At 42.5% G+C, this 19,588-nt stretch carries 21 protein-coding genes; 17 read left to right on the plus strand and 4 right to left on the minus strand.

From position 1 onward, the window contains the following. Window positions 1-207 precede the first annotated feature (207 nt). Complete coding sequence (locus AC5JPT_RS11855) at window positions 208-1,206, plus strand: adenosine deaminase (protein WP_493858234.1); 999 nt, start codon at window positions 208-210, stop codon at window positions 1,204-1,206. Window positions 1,207-1,305: 99 nt separating this feature from the next. Here the strand turns inward: AC5JPT_RS11855 and AC5JPT_RS11860 are convergent, their stop codons facing one another. Next, window positions 1,306-2,106, minus strand: a complete 801-nt coding sequence (locus AC5JPT_RS11860) for an NAD-dependent deacylase (RefSeq protein ID WP_493858235.1) — start codon at window positions 2,104-2,106, stop codon at window positions 1,306-1,308. A gap of 35 nt (window positions 2,107-2,141) precedes the next feature. Here AC5JPT_RS11860 and AC5JPT_RS11865 point away from each other — a divergent pair, with 35 nt between their 5' ends. Beyond that, on the plus strand, window positions 2,142-2,501 hold the full coding sequence (locus AC5JPT_RS11865; RefSeq protein ID WP_493858236.1) for a hypothetical protein: 360 nt from the start codon (window positions 2,142-2,144) through the stop codon (window positions 2,499-2,501). 604 nt (window positions 2,502-3,105) lie between these two features. Here the strand turns inward: AC5JPT_RS11865 and AC5JPT_RS11870 are convergent. Together AC5JPT_RS11870 and AC5JPT_RS11875 are read right to left on the minus strand one after the other, a co-directional pair. After that, entirely contained in the window at window positions 3,106-4,575 is a 1,470-nt protein-coding gene (locus tag AC5JPT_RS11870; protein ID WP_493858237.1) for an ATP-binding protein, read from the minus strand. Window position 4,576: 1 nt separating this feature from the next. Then, complete coding sequence (locus AC5JPT_RS11875) at window positions 4,577-5,296, minus strand: heavy metal response regulator transcription factor (RefSeq protein ID WP_493858238.1); 720 nt, start codon at window positions 5,294-5,296, stop codon at window positions 4,577-4,579. A gap of 220 nt (window positions 5,297-5,516) precedes the next feature. Between AC5JPT_RS11875 and AC5JPT_RS11880 the strand changes: the two genes are divergently transcribed. The 14 genes from AC5JPT_RS11880 to AC5JPT_RS11945 all read left to right on the plus strand — a co-directional run bounded on the left by AC5JPT_RS11880 (window position 5,517) and on the right by AC5JPT_RS11945 (window position 18,162). Further along, window positions 5,517-5,843 carry a hypothetical protein gene (locus AC5JPT_RS11880; RefSeq protein WP_189585232.1) on the plus strand — a complete coding sequence of 109 codons (327 nt, stop codon included), beginning with the start codon at window positions 5,517-5,519 and terminating at the stop codon, window positions 5,841-5,843. A gap of 134 nt (window positions 5,844-5,977) precedes the next feature. Beyond that, a complete protein-coding gene (locus tag AC5JPT_RS11885; RefSeq protein ID WP_201588556.1) occupies window positions 5,978-6,256 on the plus strand; it encodes a hypothetical protein in 279 nt (92 codons plus the stop codon). 105 nt (window positions 6,257-6,361) lie between these two features. Then, window positions 6,362-6,955 carry a c-type cytochrome gene (locus AC5JPT_RS11890; RefSeq protein WP_493858239.1) on the plus strand — a complete coding sequence of 198 codons (594 nt, stop codon included), beginning with the start codon at window positions 6,362-6,364 and terminating at the stop codon, window positions 6,953-6,955. A gap of 139 nt (window positions 6,956-7,094) precedes the next feature. After that, the gene (locus tag AC5JPT_RS11895) at window positions 7,095-7,730 is read left to right on the plus strand and encodes a DUF411 domain-containing protein (protein WP_493858240.1); all 636 of its coding nucleotides are present in this window, start codon (window positions 7,095-7,097) and stop codon (window positions 7,728-7,730) included. Window positions 7,731-7,848: 118 nt separating this feature from the next. Further along, the gene (locus tag AC5JPT_RS11900; protein WP_493858241.1) at window positions 7,849-9,549 is read left to right on the plus strand and encodes a copper resistance system multicopper oxidase; all 1,701 of its coding nucleotides are present in this window, start codon (window positions 7,849-7,851) and stop codon (window positions 9,547-9,549) included. A gap of 25 nt (window positions 9,550-9,574) precedes the next feature. Continuing rightward, complete coding sequence (locus AC5JPT_RS11905; RefSeq protein ID WP_493858242.1) at window positions 9,575-10,732, plus strand: copper resistance protein B; 1,158 nt, start codon at window positions 9,575-9,577, stop codon at window positions 10,730-10,732. A gap of 95 nt (window positions 10,733-10,827) precedes the next feature. Beyond that, window positions 10,828-11,304, plus strand: a complete 477-nt coding sequence (locus tag AC5JPT_RS11910) for a DUF305 domain-containing protein (protein WP_037059145.1) — start codon at window positions 10,828-10,830, stop codon at window positions 11,302-11,304. Between the two features lie 150 nt (window positions 11,305-11,454). Next, the gene (locus tag AC5JPT_RS11915; protein ID WP_201555241.1) at window positions 11,455-11,610 is read left to right on the plus strand and encodes a hypothetical protein; all 156 of its coding nucleotides are present in this window, start codon (window positions 11,455-11,457) and stop codon (window positions 11,608-11,610) included. Between the two features lie 115 nt (window positions 11,611-11,725). Continuing rightward, window positions 11,726-14,347 carry a copper-transporting P-type ATPase gene (locus tag AC5JPT_RS11920; RefSeq protein ID WP_493858243.1) on the plus strand — a complete coding sequence of 874 codons (2,622 nt, stop codon included), beginning with the start codon at window positions 11,726-11,728 and terminating at the stop codon, window positions 14,345-14,347. A 77-nt stretch (window positions 14,348-14,424) separates the two neighbouring features. Further along, on the plus strand, window positions 14,425-14,697 hold the full coding sequence (gene tatA, locus AC5JPT_RS11925; protein ID WP_493858244.1) for a Sec-independent protein translocase subunit TatA: 273 nt from the start codon (window positions 14,425-14,427) through the stop codon (window positions 14,695-14,697). Window positions 14,698-14,755: 58 nt separating this feature from the next. Further along, entirely contained in the window at window positions 14,756-15,127 is a 372-nt protein-coding gene (gene tatB, locus AC5JPT_RS11930) for a Sec-independent protein translocase protein TatB (RefSeq protein ID WP_240216649.1), read from the plus strand. 113 nt (window positions 15,128-15,240) lie between these two features. Then, complete coding sequence (gene tatC, locus AC5JPT_RS11935; RefSeq protein ID WP_371532759.1) at window positions 15,241-15,957, plus strand: twin-arginine translocase subunit TatC; 717 nt, start codon at window positions 15,241-15,243, stop codon at window positions 15,955-15,957. Between the two features lie 147 nt (window positions 15,958-16,104). Beyond that, entirely contained in the window at window positions 16,105-17,397 is a 1,293-nt protein-coding gene (locus AC5JPT_RS11940; RefSeq protein WP_240216647.1) for an ATP-grasp domain-containing protein, read from the plus strand. Between the two features lie 342 nt (window positions 17,398-17,739). Beyond that, entirely contained in the window at window positions 17,740-18,162 is a 423-nt protein-coding gene (locus AC5JPT_RS11945; RefSeq protein WP_371532716.1) for an ion channel, read from the plus strand. Window positions 18,163-18,282: 120 nt separating this feature from the next. On the opposite strand, the gene AC5JPT_RS11950 is transcribed toward AC5JPT_RS11945, so the two are convergent. Then, window positions 18,283-18,780, minus strand: a complete 498-nt coding sequence (locus AC5JPT_RS11950) for a hypothetical protein (RefSeq protein WP_290176787.1) — start codon at window positions 18,778-18,780, stop codon at window positions 18,283-18,285. Window positions 18,781-19,044: 264 nt separating this feature from the next. Between AC5JPT_RS11950 and AC5JPT_RS11955 the strand changes: the two genes are divergently transcribed. After that, window positions 19,045-19,434 carry a DUF6122 family protein gene (locus tag AC5JPT_RS11955; RefSeq protein ID WP_290176786.1) on the plus strand — a complete coding sequence of 130 codons (390 nt, stop codon included), beginning with the start codon at window positions 19,045-19,047 and terminating at the stop codon, window positions 19,432-19,434. Window positions 19,435-19,588: the final 154 nt, after the last annotated feature.

Raw genomic sequence — 19,588 nt, forward strand, 5'->3', positions numbered from 1 at the left:
ATAGTTGGCTCTATAAATAGGGTGACTGCTTGATTTATATGAGCAAAGGGTATAAGCAAAGCGTTTTGTTTTAGGCGATATGATTTTGATGTTAAAATAGAGCCTCTAGCGATAAATAATGCTTGATATATGTACGGTTGGAATACAGTACAAGAATATATAGCATTGATGACAAGCACGTCTCGATAACACCATTATTGGAATACTATGATTGAATTAATAAAGAAACTACCAAAAGCTGAGCTACACCTACATATTGAAGGGTCATTGGAGCCTGAGCTGATGTTCAGACTGGCCAAAAAGAACAATGTGGAGATTCCTTACAAAGATATAGAAGACGTACGCAACGCTTACAACTTCACCAATTTGCAAACCTTTTTGGATATCTACTATGCGGGTGCAAATGTATTACTCACCAAAGACGATTTCTATGATTTGACGTGGGAATATATTTTGAAGTGTATCGAAGACAATGTCGTTCATACAGAGATATTTTTTGATCCGCAGACACATACAGAGCGAGGCGTGCCATTTGATGCGGTAATTACAGGTATCAAAGAAGCATTAGCAGACGCCAAAGAAAAGTATGGCATCACTTCTTGCATCATCATGTGTTTCTTGCGCCATCTATCGCAAGAAGAGGCATTTGAGACCCTAGAGCAAGCACTAGATTACAAAGATGACATCATCGGGGTTGGTCTTGACTCTTCAGAATTGGGTAACCCACCATCGAAGTTCAAGGAAGTCTTCAAAAAAGCCAAAGAAGAAGGCTTTAAACTGGTAGCGCATGCAGGCGAAGAAGCAGATTTTTCATATATCTACGAAGCACTTGATCTGCTAAATATCAACAGAATCGATCATGGTGTACAGTCTATAAAGAGCCCAGAGCTGATGCAAAGGCTCAAAGATGAGCAAATGCCGCTGACCGTTTGTCCAAACTCAAACATCGAATTGAGAGTGTTTGATACTTACAAAGAGCACAATATCAAAGAACTCTTAGACTATGGTCTCAATATCAGTGTCAACTCAGATGACCCTGCATACTTCAAAGGTTACGTAAATCAGAATTTTATCAATCTACACGAGAATCTGCCGATAACAGAAGAAGATATTGTCAAACTGGTAAAGAACTCTTTTAGATCTGCGTTCATCAGTGATGAGCTAAAAGACGCTTACTTAGCGAAAGTTGATCTAGCGCTGGATTAGGCGTTACAGAATTTTTAATCGAAAAGGTTTAACGGTTTGTATAAATCGTTAAGCCTTTTTTATTGTCTATCTTGCGATACTACTGACCAGTAGTAGCTATTATAAAGACGTAATCTCTTCTATGAGTAACGGCAATATGATGCCGGCCTTTTCTGCTAATGTGATATCGACTATGGTATTGGGTGTTGGATCGGGGTTTATCTCAATGAGTTGCGCGCCGTTTTGTTTGGCTAACTGCGATAACCCAGCAGCAGGGTAGACCAAGCTTGAGGTACCGATACTGATGAACACATCACATTTGGCAGCTGCTTTTTCTGCAGTCTCCCACGCCTGCGCGGGCAACGCCTCTCCGAACCATACAATATCTGGTCTTATATAGCCGTTGCAATGTGGACAAGTAATTAGCTCATCTTCAAAACTTACAGTATCTTGGCCATCGTATGATGCTCTTAATTGATCTTGGTAGGGTATCTCACACTGTCCACAACGATTGCGCCATAGATGACCGTGTAAGTGAGTGAGCGTACTGCCTGCTTGCTCATGCAAATCATCGACATTTTGGGTGATAAGGGTCATTTGCTGATCGGAGGTTTGTGCATGATACTGCCACTGGGCCAGCGCATGATGTGCTGGGTTAGGTACTTTGTCTGCGACTATCTGTCTGCGCCACTGATACCATGACCATACTAGCTCTGGATCACGCATAAAGGCATCAGGTGTGGCTAAGTCTTCGACACCGTAGTTTTCCCACAGTCCAGTTTGTTTATCTCGAAACGTAGGGATACCGCTCTCTGCTGAGATGCCAGCCCCAGTCAAGATACAGATACGTGATTGTGCTGCCAACAGTTTTGCTGCACGTTTTACTTCTGCTATTAACGCTGGTGATAATTCTGCTAACATGAGCCAACCCTTGCTAATAATGGATATTTTTTCTTATGATAGACGGAATTTGGTGGCTTGTCATACTGTTTGCGGTCATTGCAATCTTATGGTTTATTGCAAAGTCCCGCGGAGTAAAGACAAGCAAAAAGAGTGGTAACCAGTCAAAAACAACAACATCTAATGATGCCTTGCACAAGACATCCGCATTATTAAAGCAGTATTTCCCTGATTACAACGTTGCCCGCAAGGTGAATCATTTGCTTATTAGCAAACAAGGCAGAAAAGTCGCTATGATTACGATCGATAAGAAGATTGCCGCGAGTCAGCGCCGTCTAGGAGATGTGCCAGTGATCAATTATCACCGTGTACCCAGCCGTGCTCAACTGACTGCCAATTTGCAAGAGGCAGAGTAGGCTTGTATAAAGTATATGGACACAGCAACGCCAGCACTTAGAAGTATTACCTTGCTATGTACTTATCTGTAGCAGATAGTGGATGTCATGCTAAGGAAGGGTGAAATACAATGATTGGTGCGCTCGGCGGGAATCGAACCCACGACCCTCGGCTTCGGAGGCTAGAACCACCATATTTCATTAAGTTATATTAATGTATAACAACCTACCATACTATACAAATAAAGGGGTGTAAAGGATTTATCGGTGTGACGTTTAGCGTCTTTTAAAGGAGTTTATAGCAACATGAATATCAATTTTGGTCACTGGTTAAGTATAGAATTCAATCATTTTTTATGGTTTTAATGTACGTATTTTATACTTAAATTTTTCAGAAATTACTGATTAAGCGAATTATTAACTCATCAAAGTAATATCGGAATAAATTACTGTAGAAATGGGGTGCTATAATTTCGAAAAAACAGTCAGGCATTTCAGCCGTAGTTTAGATCTTAACGATTTTTCGAATGCATTGAAGAAACGGTTCTGGACTACACTTGCAAATACTCCGATATTGAGTTTTTGACAACAACGTTTTGAGTTTATCTTCTTTTGATTTACCTTGTTAAGCCATCAATAATCTTACAGTAACCTCAAAAAAATACTCATCTTTGATAGTGATACCAACCGTACCTTTATGTGCATTAGCGATAGCCTGCACGATAGATAATCCCAACCCTGTACCTGCATACTTATGGCTAGTTTTATCATGACGATAAAATCGCTCGAATAATTTATCGGCTTGACTCTGATCTAACGGTTTGTCTAAACGATTGGTTATCGTTAGTCTCAACCATGGCTGCTTTGAGGGTCGAACCTCGTCTTCTGCTACATTAAGTGAGGTGGTTGAGGTGAAGACGGTAGCGGATATCATGATAGTACTATCACTAGCTGCATAATAAATCGCATTTGACATCAGGTTGGCAAACAGCCGTTGCAATAAGCCTTCATCACCTAATACTCTTTCGAACTTACCTGATTTCTCAAAAGTTATCCCTCGATCTTCTGCAATCATTTCATAGTAATCAACGAGCTTTGTGATTAAGCTGTCTGTATCCACGTGACTGATTTGCGAGTCACTTAATCCTTTTTGGGTTTTTGCCAGTAGCAGCATATTGTTAATCATGGCGGATAACTGCTCTAACGTATCATGCTGATGATGTAGCTGCTCGATATATTCGTCGCCTTCTCTTGGCTTAGTTAACATGACCTGCGTTTGTGTACTCAGTGTCGCTATTGGCGTACGTAGCTCATGGGCAATATTGTCTGAAAACCGAGACAAAGATTCAAAGTTGCTTTCAAGCTTGACCATCATCGAATTATAAGACTCTGCTAGTGGCCGCAGTTCTAACGGCATATCGTCAACCCCAACTCTTTCGTCTAACCTTTGGAGGTTTATGCCTTTCATTTTTTGTACGATAGTGGCCAGAGGAGCAAAACCCCAATAAACACTTAATGCCGCTACTGAAACTAATAATAAGGTGATGGCAGTAAGTATCAAGCTCAGCTGGCGATTGAACTGGATAAGATATTGATGATGCACATCGATAGGTAATGCAATAAACGCCAAAACCTCTTGATTTGGAATAATAATTGCTCGGTAATGCCTATTATTTATCTTGATCATAAACTGCTGATCGTGATGATCCTGCCATAGTGATAACAAGCTAAAATCGGGCGGTAAATTATGAATGAAATTACTAGGGTCACTGGATAATAATTTGCCTTTTTTATCTGCTACTAAGGTTTTTAAATCATAATCTAGCCAAGAGGAATGCAAGTGATTGTCATTAATGAGTGATTGGGACTTTGACACTGTGAATGGTTCTATGTGATCGTTAACATCAATCATGCGTTTGCGCAGGTTAAAAGCCGCATGGGTGACAATCTCTGAGTCCATTTGCTCAAAGTGTCCACTCACAGAGCGCTGCACCCACGCATAGATGATGACCTGAGAGATGATAACGAAGACTGTCAATAAGAAAATAGTTCGCCATAGCAATGACCAGCGCCGATTTTTGAGTTTATAGTTCATGCTATTTAGAATAGTCTCCGTCCGCACCACTTTGGACTTCAGTAGCTAGTGCCTCCAATCGGTAACCCATACCACGCACAGTATGAATCAGCTTCGCCTCATGCTCATCATCTATTTTTATGCGAAGACGCCTTATCGCCACATCAATCACATTGGTATCATTTTCAAAATTCATATCCCATACTTGAGAGGCGATGACTGAGCGCGGTAGCACCTCACCTCGGCGATCTAATAGAAACTGTAATAATGAGAACTCTTTTGCCGTGAGCTTAATAGCCCTGTCTTTTCTATGCACAGTGCGCTTGGCAATGTCCATTTTAAGATCTGCTATTTGCATAATCGTACTTTGATAATCGGATTGATTGGCACGTCGTAATAAGCTTTTGATTCTAACGATCAATTCTGCAAACGCAAAAGGCTTGGTTAAATAATCATCGCCCCCAATCTCAATCCCTTTTATTTTGTCACTTAAGCCATCTTTTGCCGTTAGAAAGAGCACGGGAGTACGCTTACCTGCCGCTCGGTAATTGCGCACCAGCTCAAAGCCACTAACATCAGGTAGCATGACATCCATCAGTATCACGCTAAATTCTTCCGTCATCAATGCATGATAGCCATCTAAACCTGTTATGTGATGATCCACAATAAACCCAGCTTCCGTTAAGCCTTTTTTTATATACTCGCCAAGCTTCAACTCGTCTTCTACCAGCAGTACTTTCATAGTAATTCCTCAGTACGATTATAATTATTTAATGTTTTAACCCACACAGATGACAAAACTGACTGGTAGCTGACAAAGATGTCATCTGTTCGTAATCAGATTGTCAGTCTTCTTTTGCTAATCTGTATGAATGAAACATAGTTGTTCATACCTAGCGACTATGAATTATTTTCACAGGTAATCAATTCAAATATCTAACAACTTACAAAAGAGGTTTTACATGAAAACATATGGTTCATTCAAAAAAGCAGTACTGCTATCGGCTTCTGTACTTATTGGTATTACTGCGGCTAATGCGCACACTACCGAGCTAAGTACTTCAGTCATCAATAACTGTGATGCGGTTACTGACTTTGCAAAAAACTTGGATCACAACGATGCTCAAGTTTCTAGTACGCAAATGAAGCGCTATAATGATGCACGAGTGGCTTGTGAGATCGAACACAAAGATCAGCATCTACAGTCTGAAAAGTATTTCGTAGATAAGTATGGACGTGATCGTGATTCTAATGCTGCCTCAATACTAAATGAATACAAGCAACATTAAAAACTAAAAACAGCAAGATGACAATATTGTAATCTTGCTGTCATCTCTCTGTCAGAATCAATGAAGTATGCTTTAAAATAACTTAACACCCCAAAGATTTTTTGACTTTATACCAAATCAAATAAGGATTTACCATGTCATTATTCAAATCAATGCCACTATCTAAATCAATCGTAGCCACTGCTATAGCCTTAGTTGTTTCAACGTCAGCTTTGGCACATGACCCAAAAATGCATGCGCAGAAAGATCAGATGAACTGCGAAAAGATGGAAAAACACATGGATATGATGGGAAAAATGGATCATAGCAAAATGGATATGAACGATCCTGCTATGAAAGCCATGATGACCAACATGAGCAAAATGAAAGCGATGTATCAAAAGCACTGTGTTACTAGTAAAAGTGACTCTTAGGCATTGATCTTATAGAAGTGGATCGTAGAAATTCAATATTATTGTTAGATGGTTTTGTCGAGCAGTAATTGGATATTAACAAAAATGGATTTTTAGGACAAACCTATGAAGTTTTTACTAGGAATACTGTTTACCGTCTTTGTCGCGATTGTGGGTATTTTTATTGTAGTGACTAGTGGTGTGATAAATATCGGCGCTGATCAAGCCCATAGTCCGCTAGTTTACAATTTTTTAGAGACTGCCCGCACGCGTTCAATAGCGAATGCTAGTAAGGACATTACGGTTCCCAACTTAGAAAAGACAGAAATGATCAGCTCGGGCGGTGCCGATTACAAAGATATGTGTGCAGGGTGTCACTTGTCTCCTGGGGTGGAAAGCACTGATTTTAGCGCCAGTTTATATCCTAAGCCGCCAAGTTTTACCAATGTTGACTTGGTTGAACGCTATAAAACAGATGCCGGTGCTCAGCAAGCCTTTTGGGCCATTAAACACGGTATTATGGCATCAGGTATGCCAGCATGGGGCGCTTCGCACGATGATGATAGAATGTGGGCAATGGTCGCTTTTATCAGATCGTTACCTGAATTAAATGAAAACCAGTACACCATGCTAACGACTAGGATAGACGATGATATGTTGGGCATGTCATTTGATGGTGAGATGGATATGTCAGGTGATGGATCCGGAATGCAACATTGATTTTTCGTAAAAGATGCAGTGCTTAATAGTGCTGCCTTTTGCGATTTGAGTTTTAAGCTTTACCAGTACTACTTTGGTCAGTGTTACGGCTTTAATTTTTATAAATGTGATCGTCAGATAAATGCTCAGGAGTGATTTTATGAGACGCTATACCAATATATTTTCTAGTGAACAAAACCGGTTATCTGGTCGTGTTCTTTTAGTGATGATGACATCTTCACTATTATTAGCGGCTTGTAGTCAACCTAACGCTGCTGCTGACTCAACACCAGCGACTGAGCCAACTACCGCTACGCAAACCGCGCAAACAGAGCAACCAAAAGCGGAAATAATGCCTGTCAGTGCTCATTCAGACACCCAGCCAACTATCCTAAAAAATATCTCAGTCACCGTTTATAAAGATGCCAATTGTGGCTGCTGTAAAGAATGGGTCGGTTATGCCGAAGGTCATGGCCTAAATGCAACCGCACAGAACGTCGAAGATTTGTCCTTGTTTAAAGAGCGCTACAGCGTACCGCAGCAGATGCGCTCTTGTCATACCGCTGTCACTACTGACGGCTACGTATTTGAAGGTCATGTCCCTGCCAAATATATGGCACAGTTCCTAAAAAACCCACCAAGTGATGCGATCGGTCTTGCCGTACCTGGGATGCCAGTTGGTAGCCCTGGTATGGAATATCAAGATAAATTTATGCCGTATAAAGTGATGCAGCTTAACAAAGATGGCTCAACAGCCATTTATGCAACCATTGAGTCACCGCAGCAGCAATTATAGTTTGAGTGACGTTTAAATAGCTTATCCAGCTCTACTAATGGGCTGTCGAAGACATAAGCTTGACTGATAAATATATAGACTCAACTCCCATTTCATGGATTAAGTTAGGTAAATAATTATGAACAAGAATATGCTTAACCGCAGGCGTTTTTTGACAGGGTCCTCTACTCTATTAGGGGCATCCATGCTATCCACACTGCCATCTATTGCCAATAGTGCGCTCGGTAAAGGTCAACAAAACGTAGCCGTCAACAGTGATAAATCTGACCATATCGTACCTATCCTAACCGGTAATGAGTTTGACCTGTATGTCAGCAAGAAGCCCGTTACTGTCAATGGCAAGTCGAGTATGGCAACCCTCATCAATGACTCGCTGCCAGCGCCAACGCTAAAGATGCAAGAAGGCGATACCGTGACCATCCGTGTCCATAACCAGATGAATGAGTCGACCTCTATTCACTGGCATGGCTTGCTCGTCCCATTTGAGATGGATGGGGTGCCAGGTATCAGCTTTGATGGTATTCCTGCGAACAGTACCTTTACCTATAAATTCAAACTCATTCAATCGGGTACGTATTGGTATCACTCCCATACTGGCTTTCAAGAGCAAACTGGAATGCGCGGCGCTATCGTCATTGAGCCTAAAGGCCGCGAACGTCATCCAGTCGCCGAAGATCACGTGATTTTATTGAGTGATTGGACACATCGTGATCCGCATAACTTGCTAAAGCTATTAAAGCAGCGCGCTGACTTTGATAACTACCACTTGCCAGATTTTAAAAAGCTATTGTCTGATATTGCCGCAACAGATTTAGAAGCCGCTTATGACAAGCGCAAAATGTGGAATAAGATGCGCATGATGCCGACAGATTTTACGGATCTGTCTGGTGAGAAGACATTCACTTACCTTATGAATGGTAAAACCACCGCCGCCAATTGGATACAGCTAGTGAAAGCGGGACAGCCCGTCAAACTGCGCTTTATCAATGGCTCGGCGCAGACGATATTCGATGTGCGTATACCGGGTCTGAAAATGACAGTCGTCTCAACGGATGGTAATGATGTCGCGCCTGTCGATGTTGATGATTTCCGCATTGGGGTGGCTGAGACTTATGATGTCATCGTCACGCCGACCAAAGATGCACATACCATATTTGCCCAAAACATTGATCGTTCGGGCTATGTCGCGACCACGCTTGCGACCAAAAAAGGCGCTCGTGCTGCAATACCTGCTATGGATAAGATCGAATGGCTGACCATGGCTGATATGATGGGGGCTATGGGTGACAAAGGCTACAAAGCAAAGCACGCTAAGACCGAGTACGACTTTAAATCTGATATGCGTGTCGACAGTCCACGTATGAACCTCGATGACCCCGGTATTAACCTGCGTGATATTAATAGAAAGGTGTTGACTTATGACCAATTGCGCTCCGTGGATGAGCAAGTACTGGCAGAGCAGCGCAAACCTACTAGAGAGATCGAATTACATTTGACTGGCAATATGGAACGCTATATTTGGGCGTTAGATGGTGTCATGTTTAAGGATGCAACGCCTGTCAATATTAAACCTAACGAGCGCGTACGCATTACCTTAGTCAATGACACCATGATGAACCATCCGATGCACCTGCATGGTATGTGGAGCGACTTGCGAACCCCATCTGGAGACTTTCAGGTACGTAAGCATACGATTGTGGTGCAGCCAGCGCAAAAGATTAGCTTCGATGTGACGGGTGAAGTTGGACGATGGGCATGGCATTGCCATCTGCTTTATCACATGGAAGCCGGTATGTTCAGAGAAGTTGCCGTCGTTTAACAAACCTTCGAATATGAGGCTTATTATGAAAATATCTAAGAAAAATCTGCCATTCATTGGTTTGTCATCGCTAGTCTTGCTCACATCATCGTTTGCAACGGCTGCTGATATGTCTGGTATGGATCATAGCGGTATGGATATGTCAGGCGATATGTCTGGTATGGACCACAGTGGCATTGACATGTCAGGCGATATGTCTGATATGGATCACAGCGGCATGGATATGTCGGGCGATATGTCTGGTATGGATCACAGTGGCATGGACATGTCGGGCGATATGTCTGATATGGATCATAGCGGTATGAGTATGTCGGGCGACATGTCTGGTATGGATCACAGTGGCATGGACATGTCGGGCGATATGTCTGGTATGGATCACAGCGGTATGGATATGTCAGGCATGGATCACAGCGGTATGGATATGTCAGGCATGGATCACAGCGGCATGGATATGTCTGGGATGCAAGGCGGGCAGCCGCCAGCCGATGCTCGTAGTCCAGACTATTCAAATGGGGTTCCCTACGGGCAGTATGGTAAGCCAATGATGATGGGCAGCATGCCATTATGGGGAGTATCAGTAGACGACTTGGGCTATCAGTTTGACGAAGATCAAATCAATTTCGAAGCTGAAGGCTGGTACGGTACTGATAGCAATCGTATAAGGCTACGCACGGAAGGTAGTGCTCAGACTAAGGATGATGATAAAGAAATTGATAGCTTGAGCTCGCTTGCTTATTGGAAACCACTGAGCATTTTCTGGAATGGTGAAGCTGGTGTCGCTTACGATACTGAAAACGATAACGCTGCCCTTATAGCAGGTATTGTCGGTACCGCGCCGTATTTTATCGAAACAGATGCGAGAGCCTATTTATATACCGATGGTCAACTTCGTCTTGATTTAGGCGCAGAGTACGAATGGCGTTTGGATCAGCATTGGGTAGTGATTCCAGAAGTAGAGCTGACGGCATTTAGCAAAGATGATACAGATAACCATATTACTAAAGGCTTTAATGAGTTTGGGGCTGACGTTAGGCTTACTTACGAGATGTTAAGTCGTCAGCTCGCGCCTTATGTGGGTATCAGCTATGAGACCGCTTTAGGCAACGCAAGAGATTTGCGACGTCAAGAAGACGAAGCTGTTGATTCTAGTAGCGTTACAGCTGGTGTGAAATTTTGGTTCTAGTGTTAACCATGTAAGTAACAACAGTTTATAACACTAGCTCTAAAAAAAGGCACCTCTTTATTTAGGTGCCTTTTTACTAAATTAAGGACAAGAATATGAATAACCATATGGATAATAAACAGAAGCAAATGAACCCTTATGTAAAGTTCACAATCATGATTTTAACATCGACAGTCGTGATGTTTATCATGATGTATTTTAATACTTATCAATGGGATCACGTTTATTTTAGCGAAACCAGAGCTTATATGGCGTTATATATGGGCGCTATGATGGCTATTATTATGCTCGCCTTTATGACCAATATGTATAAAAAGACTAAGGTCAATCTAATGGTTTATGGGATTAGTGTCGTGCTATTTGCCTTTGGTTTATGGGGTGTTAGATCACAACAAACGGTCGATCAAGTGGATTGGATGCAGGCGATGATACCGCATCACTCGATTGCTATTTTGACCAGTTCGCGTGCTGATATCGAAGATCCACGTGTACGCCAGCTTGCTGATGACATTATCGAAGCACAAAAGCGTGAAATCGGTGAGATGCAAGCGCTTATTGATGAGTTGGAATAGGCAGTCACAAATTTTGAGCACTTTGTATTAGGTGTTATTAAGTAAGCAGACTATTGAGAGGTGTACGTTCACACACTAGCACTATATCATTACTTATACTAAGGAAATAACAAATAAGGAGTCCTTGTAATGGTTATTATGATGCACGGTATGATGAACGGGACTATGCACGGCATGATGAATGGATCGATGCACGGTATGGGTTGGGGAGAATCTATTGTCTCCTTATTGTTTACAGTACTGGTTTTTGCGGTACTGATATTGACTATTATGGCCTTACTCAAATATTTGCGTAATAAAGATTAAGTTCCAATTGAAACTTAATTTTCGAGATATCTAGATTAGTAATTAGATGAATAGCAATTAAAGGTTGATGATTGTGCTTTAAAAGCTTTATTTATTGTCTCCAAGGAGTGGTTTTATGAAACATATTGCCGATGAAAAATCTATCAAAGGTGGTCAGTACGATAAAGTACCAGAAAATTATAGTGGTACGGTTTATATCTGCCCGATGCATCCTGAGGTTAGAGATACTGAAAAGAGCGATTGTCCGATATGTGGCATGTTTCTTAAACCTGAAGACGAGGTTGCTGAATCCAACAACCATGAAGATAGTCATGCGCATTGTCATGGAGCGGATGCTAATAATAGTAATGAGGTAAATTCTGTCGAAGACGATAAGTACGACAAGATACCGGAAAATTATAGCGGTACGGTCTATATTTGTCCTATGCATCCAGAAGTAAGAGATGTGGAAAAAAGCGATTGCCCAATATGCGGTATGTTTCTCAAACCTGAGAACGAGGTTACTGATGAAGACAGTCATGCACACTGTCATGGAAAGGATACTTCTAACAGCACTGATGTAAAATCTATCAAAGGCGGTAAATACGACAAAGTTCCTGCTGATTATGATGGCACGGTCTACACCTGTCCTATGCACCCTGAAGTCAGAGATGTTGAGAATAGTGGCTGTCCAATATGCGGCATGGCACTTGAGCCTGAAACGCTTACTATCGGTGAAGAAGATACCTCAGAGCTCGATGATATGACTCGTCGATTCTGGGTTTGTACAGTACTGACTGTACCGCTATTAATATATGTGATGAGCGGTATGTTTGACGTAAACGTAGTTAATTTCAGTCAGTATGGTATCTCATCACAGATCTTACAATGGGCTGAGTTAGTGCTTGCGACCCCTGTCGTGCTTTGGGGCGCCGCCCCGTTTTTTGTCCGTGGTTGGCAGTCTATAAAAAGCCGCAATCTCAATATGTTTACTTTGATTGCGATAGGCGTAGGCGCTGCTTATATTTTTAGTATTGTCGCGACCTTTTTTCCCAATATTTTCCCAGACAGTTTCAGAGACGCTAATGGTCAAGTCGGTGTGTATTACGAAGCGGCAGCTGTCATTGTAACCTTAGTACTTTTGGGTCAAGTATTAGAGCTCAAAGCCAGAAGTCAAACTTCAGGCGCGATTCGAGCATTGCTTGAGCTCGCACCGCCGACTGCAAGACGTGTCGATGAAAATGGCAACGAAGTCGAAGTCTCGCTTGATGAGGTCGTCACTGGCGATAAGCTACGGGTTAAACCGGGTGAGAAACTACCCGTAGATGGTACAGTGATCGATGGCAATAGTAATGTTGATGAATCAATGGTAACGGGTGAGCCAATCCCTGTGTCAAAAGCACAAGGAGATACGGTTACTGGCGGTACGGTAAATGGCACTGGAACGCTATTGGTCGAAGCGGTCAATGTTGGAGCAGATTCGGTATTATCCAAAATTGTACAAATGGTTGCCGAAGCTCAGCGTAGCCGCGCACCTATACAGAAATTGGTAGATAAGGTAGCTGGGTGGTTCGTACCGATCGTGCTTATCTGCTCCGTCATTACCTTTATTGTCTGGGCGATATTCGGCCCTGAGCCCGCTATGGCCTTTGCACTGGTCAACGCTATTGCAGTGTTAATCATCGCTTGCCCTTGTGCTTTAGGACTCGCCACACCTATGTCGATTATGGTCGGTACTGGCAAGGGTGCTCAGAATGGCGTGCTTATCAAAAATGCTGAAGCGTTAGAGAGTATGGAAAAAGTCGATACTATTGTCGTCGACAAGACCGGAACACTGACCGCTGGTAAGCCCGAGCTTACTGCAATTGACGCGCAGGTAGGTCAAGATGAAGACGAGTTCCTCGCATTGGTAGCCGCAGTAGAAAGTGCAAGCGAGCATCCTTTAGCAGAAGCTATCGTTAGAGCGGCTCAAGAAAGATCTCTCATTATTCCTAAAGCTACTGACTTTAATTCGACTACTGGCGAAGGCGTACAAGCCGTGGTCGATGGTAAGAAAGTCGCTATTGGTAACTCTAAGCTTATGGAAAGCCTAAATAGTTTTGATAATGAGCTGTCCATTAAAGCTGATGTCCGTAGAAAAGACGGTGAAACGGTAATGTTTGTGGCTATAGATGGTAAAGCTGCTGGTATTATTTCAGTTGCTGACCCTATTAAACCAAGCACCAAAGAGGCTATTTCACTGCTTCATGACGCGGGACTAAAAGTCGTCATGCTAACGGGTGATAACGAAAAAACCGCGCAGGCAGTCGCCAATAAATTAGGTATCGATGAAGTCCATGCCGACGTCTCACCAGAGGACAAAAACCGTATCGTCAAAGAGATGCAAGATAGCGGTAAATTGGTAGCAATGGCAGGTGACGGTATCAACGATGCGCCCGCACTAGCGCAGGCTAATGTTGGTATCGCTATGGGAACGGGTACCGATGTGGCGATGGAGAGTGCGGGTATTACCCTGCTAAAAGGTGATTTAATGGGCATTGCTAAAGCTTATAAGCTTAGCCACGCCACCATGCGCAATATCAGACAGAACCTGTTTTTTGCCTTTATTTACAATGCACTTGGTGTCCCAATTGCCGCAGGTGTGCTCTATCCCGTATTTGGGCTTCTACTTAGTCCAATGATAGCAGCGGCAGCTATGAGCTTGTCGTCATTCTCGGTGATTGTTAACGCGCTTAGACTACGTAGGTTGGACTTGTGATATGAATGTTAGGAAAAATTGTCAAAACGTAATGCCCAATACGGGTTTTATTAGAATTTAAAAATAAGGATATCGTTATGGGTAGTTTTTCTATTACACATTGGCTGATTTTGTTAGTAGTCGTAGTGGTTGTATTTGGTACCGCTAAGCTCAAAAACGCGGGTAAAGATTTAGGCGGTGCGGTAAAGGGCTTTAAAGAAGCGGTAAAAGATGAAGAGACCGAGCATACTCGCAAAAACCGCGCATTTAGTCATGAAGGCAATCTGCCAGTACCAGATACTGACTCAAATACACAGGCTGATGATATAGAAATCAACCCTGCTACCACTGATAATAAGCAGAAAGTATGAAATGCGCCGCTATAGATGGCGATACTCAATAGCCTATTAATTAATATATTTGTCTGTTATGTTTGATATCGGGTTTTCCGAGTTACTCTTGTTTGGCGTCATAGCCTTAATCGTATTGGGCCCAGAAAAACTGCCGCAGGCCGCACGTACGGCTGGGCAATGGTATGCCAAACTGCGCCGTACAGTATCCATTTTACAGTCTGAAATAGAAGCTGAGCTTGATCTGGCTGAAACGCGCCAACAAATGCAAAATGAGCTTGCAAAAATCCGTCAGACTGAGTCAGATATGAAGCGTGAACTAGCAGAGATGCGCGGTAGTATGCAAAAGTTTGAAGACTCGCAGAATCAAAGCTTAGACGCTTCACATCAACCAACCGATCCTCATCAGCCAAATATTTCTTCTTCACCTATAGAAAAGGTGAATGAATGAGCTTATTTAAACGCCAAAAAAATCGACAAAAAAAGTTAGCGGATACAAATATTAAAGCCCCAGACACTGCCCATAGTGATGAGGCTGATAATGTGCTGAATGCGCTCAGTGATATGCCTATTACTGAACACTTGATTGAACTACGCAAGCATCTCATCAAAATATGCGTAGCCGTTTTGATTGTTTTCTTAGCATTGGTAGGGTTTTCGCGTGAACTCTACAACCTTTTATCAGACCCTCTAGTTGCACAGTTGCCTGCGAACTCGACTATGATTGCCACTGACATTACCTCAAACTTTATGGCACCTATTCGCTTGACAATTTTCGTTGCTGCATTTGTAGTGATGCCTTATATTCTGTATCAAATTTGGTCATTTATAGCTTCTGGCTTATATAAAAAAGAGAAGAAAATTGCCATTCCTGTGCTGTTTTCTTCGATATTTCTATTTTATACGGGTGTTGCCTTTGCCTACTTTGTGGTACTCAAAGGCGTATTAAAGTTCTTTATCCTATTCGCTCCGCAGAATGTCATACCTATGACCGATATTGATAGTTATCTGAGCTTTGCACTCAAGTTGTTTATGGTGTTTGGACTGACTTTTGAGATTCCAGTGGTTACTTTACTATTGATAATGGTCGGTATCGTATCCACTCAGAGTCTAGAGAGTAAGCGCCGATATATCATTGTTGGTTGTTTTGCTGTGGCAGCTGTAGTTACACCACCCGATGGTGTCTCAATGCTATTGCTAGCGATTCCGATGTGGCTACTGTTCGAGTTAGGTTTGTTTTTAGCAAAAGTGCTAATCAAAGAAGAGCATAAAACTGTTTAACCTCGCAAAGTAGCTATGGCGCACAATGACTATTTTATAAAACAACTATAAAAACAACCTTATCTTAAACATTTCAAATACCTTTTTTACTTTGGCTGTCTTCTAAACCTTATCAGCATACCCACTAAACTTAGTAATGAGATTTAAATGGAACACCTAAGCAATAACCAAGATAAAGTGAATGACAATCTTGCAGATCAACTTAATAAAGAGTGCTATTGCCGTACTTTAGATCGTAAAGTACTTAATACTAGCCTTCAAAATCAATTGTCAGACACTAGAGACAACCCAATAGGAGCTAATGAGCTTAATAAAATTTTTTCAGCAACACCGGTGTTTGTCCCCAAAACAGAGATAGAGACAATGGTGCGAATTGTCGCAGCTATTGAGTCGGCTGCTAGACTTCCATCTTACCAACAGCAAGTATTGTCATGGGCACCCAAAATTGCTGCTTTCGATCCAGGGCCAATAGGAGCCTTTATGGGTTATGACTTTCACTTAGGTAGCGATAGCCCTCAACTTATTGAGATCAATACTAACGCTGGAGGCGCATTTTTAAACGTAGCACTTGCCCGCGCACAAAAACAATGCTGCCACCCTTCCGAGCAAAGTGCTGATACTACTAAAATGCTTGATGGCTTTGAAGAAGCCGTCACTAACATGTTCATACAAGAGTGGCAGCGACAATCGGCTACTGCCATGCCTAATCGCATAGCTATTATCGATAATGATCCCAAAAGTCAGTTCATGTATTTAGAGTTTCAGCTGGCTTGCCGACTACTTCAAGCTAAGGGCATTGATACCGTTATACTTGATCCGTCTGAAATTAACTATGTTGATGGCAAGCTGACAGCGCATGGTAAGCCCATTGATATGATCTATAATCGGTTGGTCGACTTTGCATTTGAAAACCCTAACCACGCCGTGCTTAAAAGTGCCTATCTAGAGGGTGCGGTAGTAGTAACGCCTAATCCTCATGTCCATGCTATATTTGCGAATAAGCGCAACTTAGCCTTACTATCCGATCCGCAAACTTTGCAGTCGTGGGGACTAGATAATGATGATGCAAAATGTCTAGAAAGGGCAGTGCCAACTACCAAAATGGTTATAAAAGAGGATGCAGCAGAGTTATGGCGTACTCGGGGACAATTGTTTTTTAAGCCAGTTGCTGGATATGGAAGCAAAGGCGTCTATCGCGGTAGCAAGCTCACTCGACGCGTTTTTGAGAACATTCTGGATGAGGATTATATTGCACAGACCTTTATACCTGCTACAGAGCGATCAATAAAAATCGATGATGTTGTGACGACCAAAAAAGTAGATATACGTCTTTATACCTATGCAGGACAGCTGTTACTAACTGCTGGGCGTATCTATCAAGGTCAAGCGACTAATTTTCGCACACCAGGGGGTGGATTTGCGCCTGTTTTCCAAGTGTGATCATTTGGGTTTGGCTTTTAAGCAGTGTTTACTATTTGGATTATTCTAAGTACTAATGCAATAATCAAAATATCATGCTGAACTGGAAAAATGATGATTCAACTCTTTATTCATTACTTTCTGCATCAAAATAATTGGCTTAGGATTACTATATCCGATACTGAATAAAAGGGATACGTTATCTTATGAGGCGAAACGGGCATAAGTTTTTCTGGCTTATTGTGCTTACACCGATAGGAAGAAACAACTACAGTTGATAGATAGAGCGTGGTAATCTGTGCCGTTCCTTCGACTATAACATGACTTTCTTGAAGAGGGTAAAAAGTGGTTCTGGCAATCATAATGGCAGCGATTCTGATCGCTGTCTGCACGACAATACATTACGGCGCGTTAAAGTTCTCGTCACAGTTTGTGACGCCGTCTCGCCGTCTAGGACACTGTCTTGGGGTCGCAGTCGGCTCAATCGTACTTGCCCATACGTTCGAGGCGTTGCTCTACGCTGCTGGCTTCTGGTTTGCTGTGCACGACCTTGAGGTCGGTAACCTCGTATCGTCCTCATCTAGCGATGGTAGCTCTCTTAATTTTATGGACTACTTTTACTTTTCGCTAGTCAACTTCACAACGCTTGGGCGAGGCGATCTCATGCCCAACGGACATCTACGATTCATGACTGCTATGGAGGCTTTCCACGGTTTCCTATTGATTACAGTATCCGGAACCTTTGTTCTTCAGATCATGAGTGGTAAAAAACCCCTTTCAAATTAGCTAAACGCCCTCTCAACGATATATCGAGCAGAGTTTCATACCTCAGGTCAGGTCAGGTCAGGACATGGATGTTGACTGTTCCGGAAGCGCTTTGAGAGAATGTGGTTGTCTTTACTCGATCTACTCGCGTTCGGTACGCTTCGAAACCAGCCACCCAAGGAACATCCATTTGACAGCGTAGATTAATATTATCGGAATGACCATCCACTGAAAGAGCGGCAACGCACCTATGCTTAGTAACGGAACATCAGGCATCAGACCACTATAATTCCACCTTTGGCCAGCTCCAGTTGCCCAGTATTCAAAGAGTATTGTCACAATCAGGCCAACGCCAAGGTATATCGATAAAGTCGACAGAAGCCACTGCTTTGAAATCCAGAACCAGTCTTTTACAAACAACGCCCCAAGCACGTAGGCGCCAAAGGCAATATTGGCATCACCGAAGGTCGCACGTGTACAAAGCCAGACCACCTCCCAGTGGCTCGCTTCTGCCATGCCTGAGAAGAACGGTACCTGTGCCATCTCCCAAAAAAAATGGAGAAAGAAACTTACGCTCCACACCATCAGGGCAAGCACAGCTAACGCTGCTGCTCGGCACGATTGGTTTACAAGAGTCATAATTCCTCCAAAAATAGCCATAGCAATAAATACAGTTGCATGTTTACTCGTTCCTCATTACCAGACCGAGTTACCGTTTACTGGCGTCTCTCAACGGTAGATTAGCATGTTACCTGCTGCGCGTGTTTATCACGGTCAGATGACCAACTTCCGTATGCCAGGTGGTGGATTCGCGCCTGTCTTTCAGGTGTGAAGGTATACCTCAGATCGTGTATGATACTCTTAGAACACTTTCTAAAACACCCTCTTAAATCGGAAAAAGCGATGACTCAAACCGTTATCCATTATTTTCTACACTTTGGTATGCCGTTTATCATCGCCTATATGTTTTTTCGTAGTGACTATAAGCGAGTTTATTTGATCCTATTAGCAACCATGCTAGTTGATTTAGATCATCTGCTAGCGACACCTATCTTTTCGCCCAATCGTTGTAGTATTAATTTCCATCCGCTACATACTTATTATGCGATGGCAGTATATGCGGGCATGTTGTTTTTACCAAAGCCCTATAAGGTAATTGGTTTAGGGTTATTACTACATATGTTGACTGATTTAAATGACTGCATAATGACCTATATTAATTGTCCGCAGTGTTTGAGTCAGGCTCCTGCCCGTGAGTTGGTAGCGTGGTTAGGCAGAGCTATTAAGTTTTAATACGGTTGTGAATACATCCCTTTGTATCTCTCTCATAAATCATCTCTTTAATGACTCCTAGAAGTAGATATATCGCTATCCAATCCTGAATAAGTCCTCGCATTAGATCGCTTGTGTTCCAATTCGAGGATTAAGGTTGTCTAGCTTGTTACTC

Source organism: Psychrobacter sp. H26, assembly GCF_059073035.1.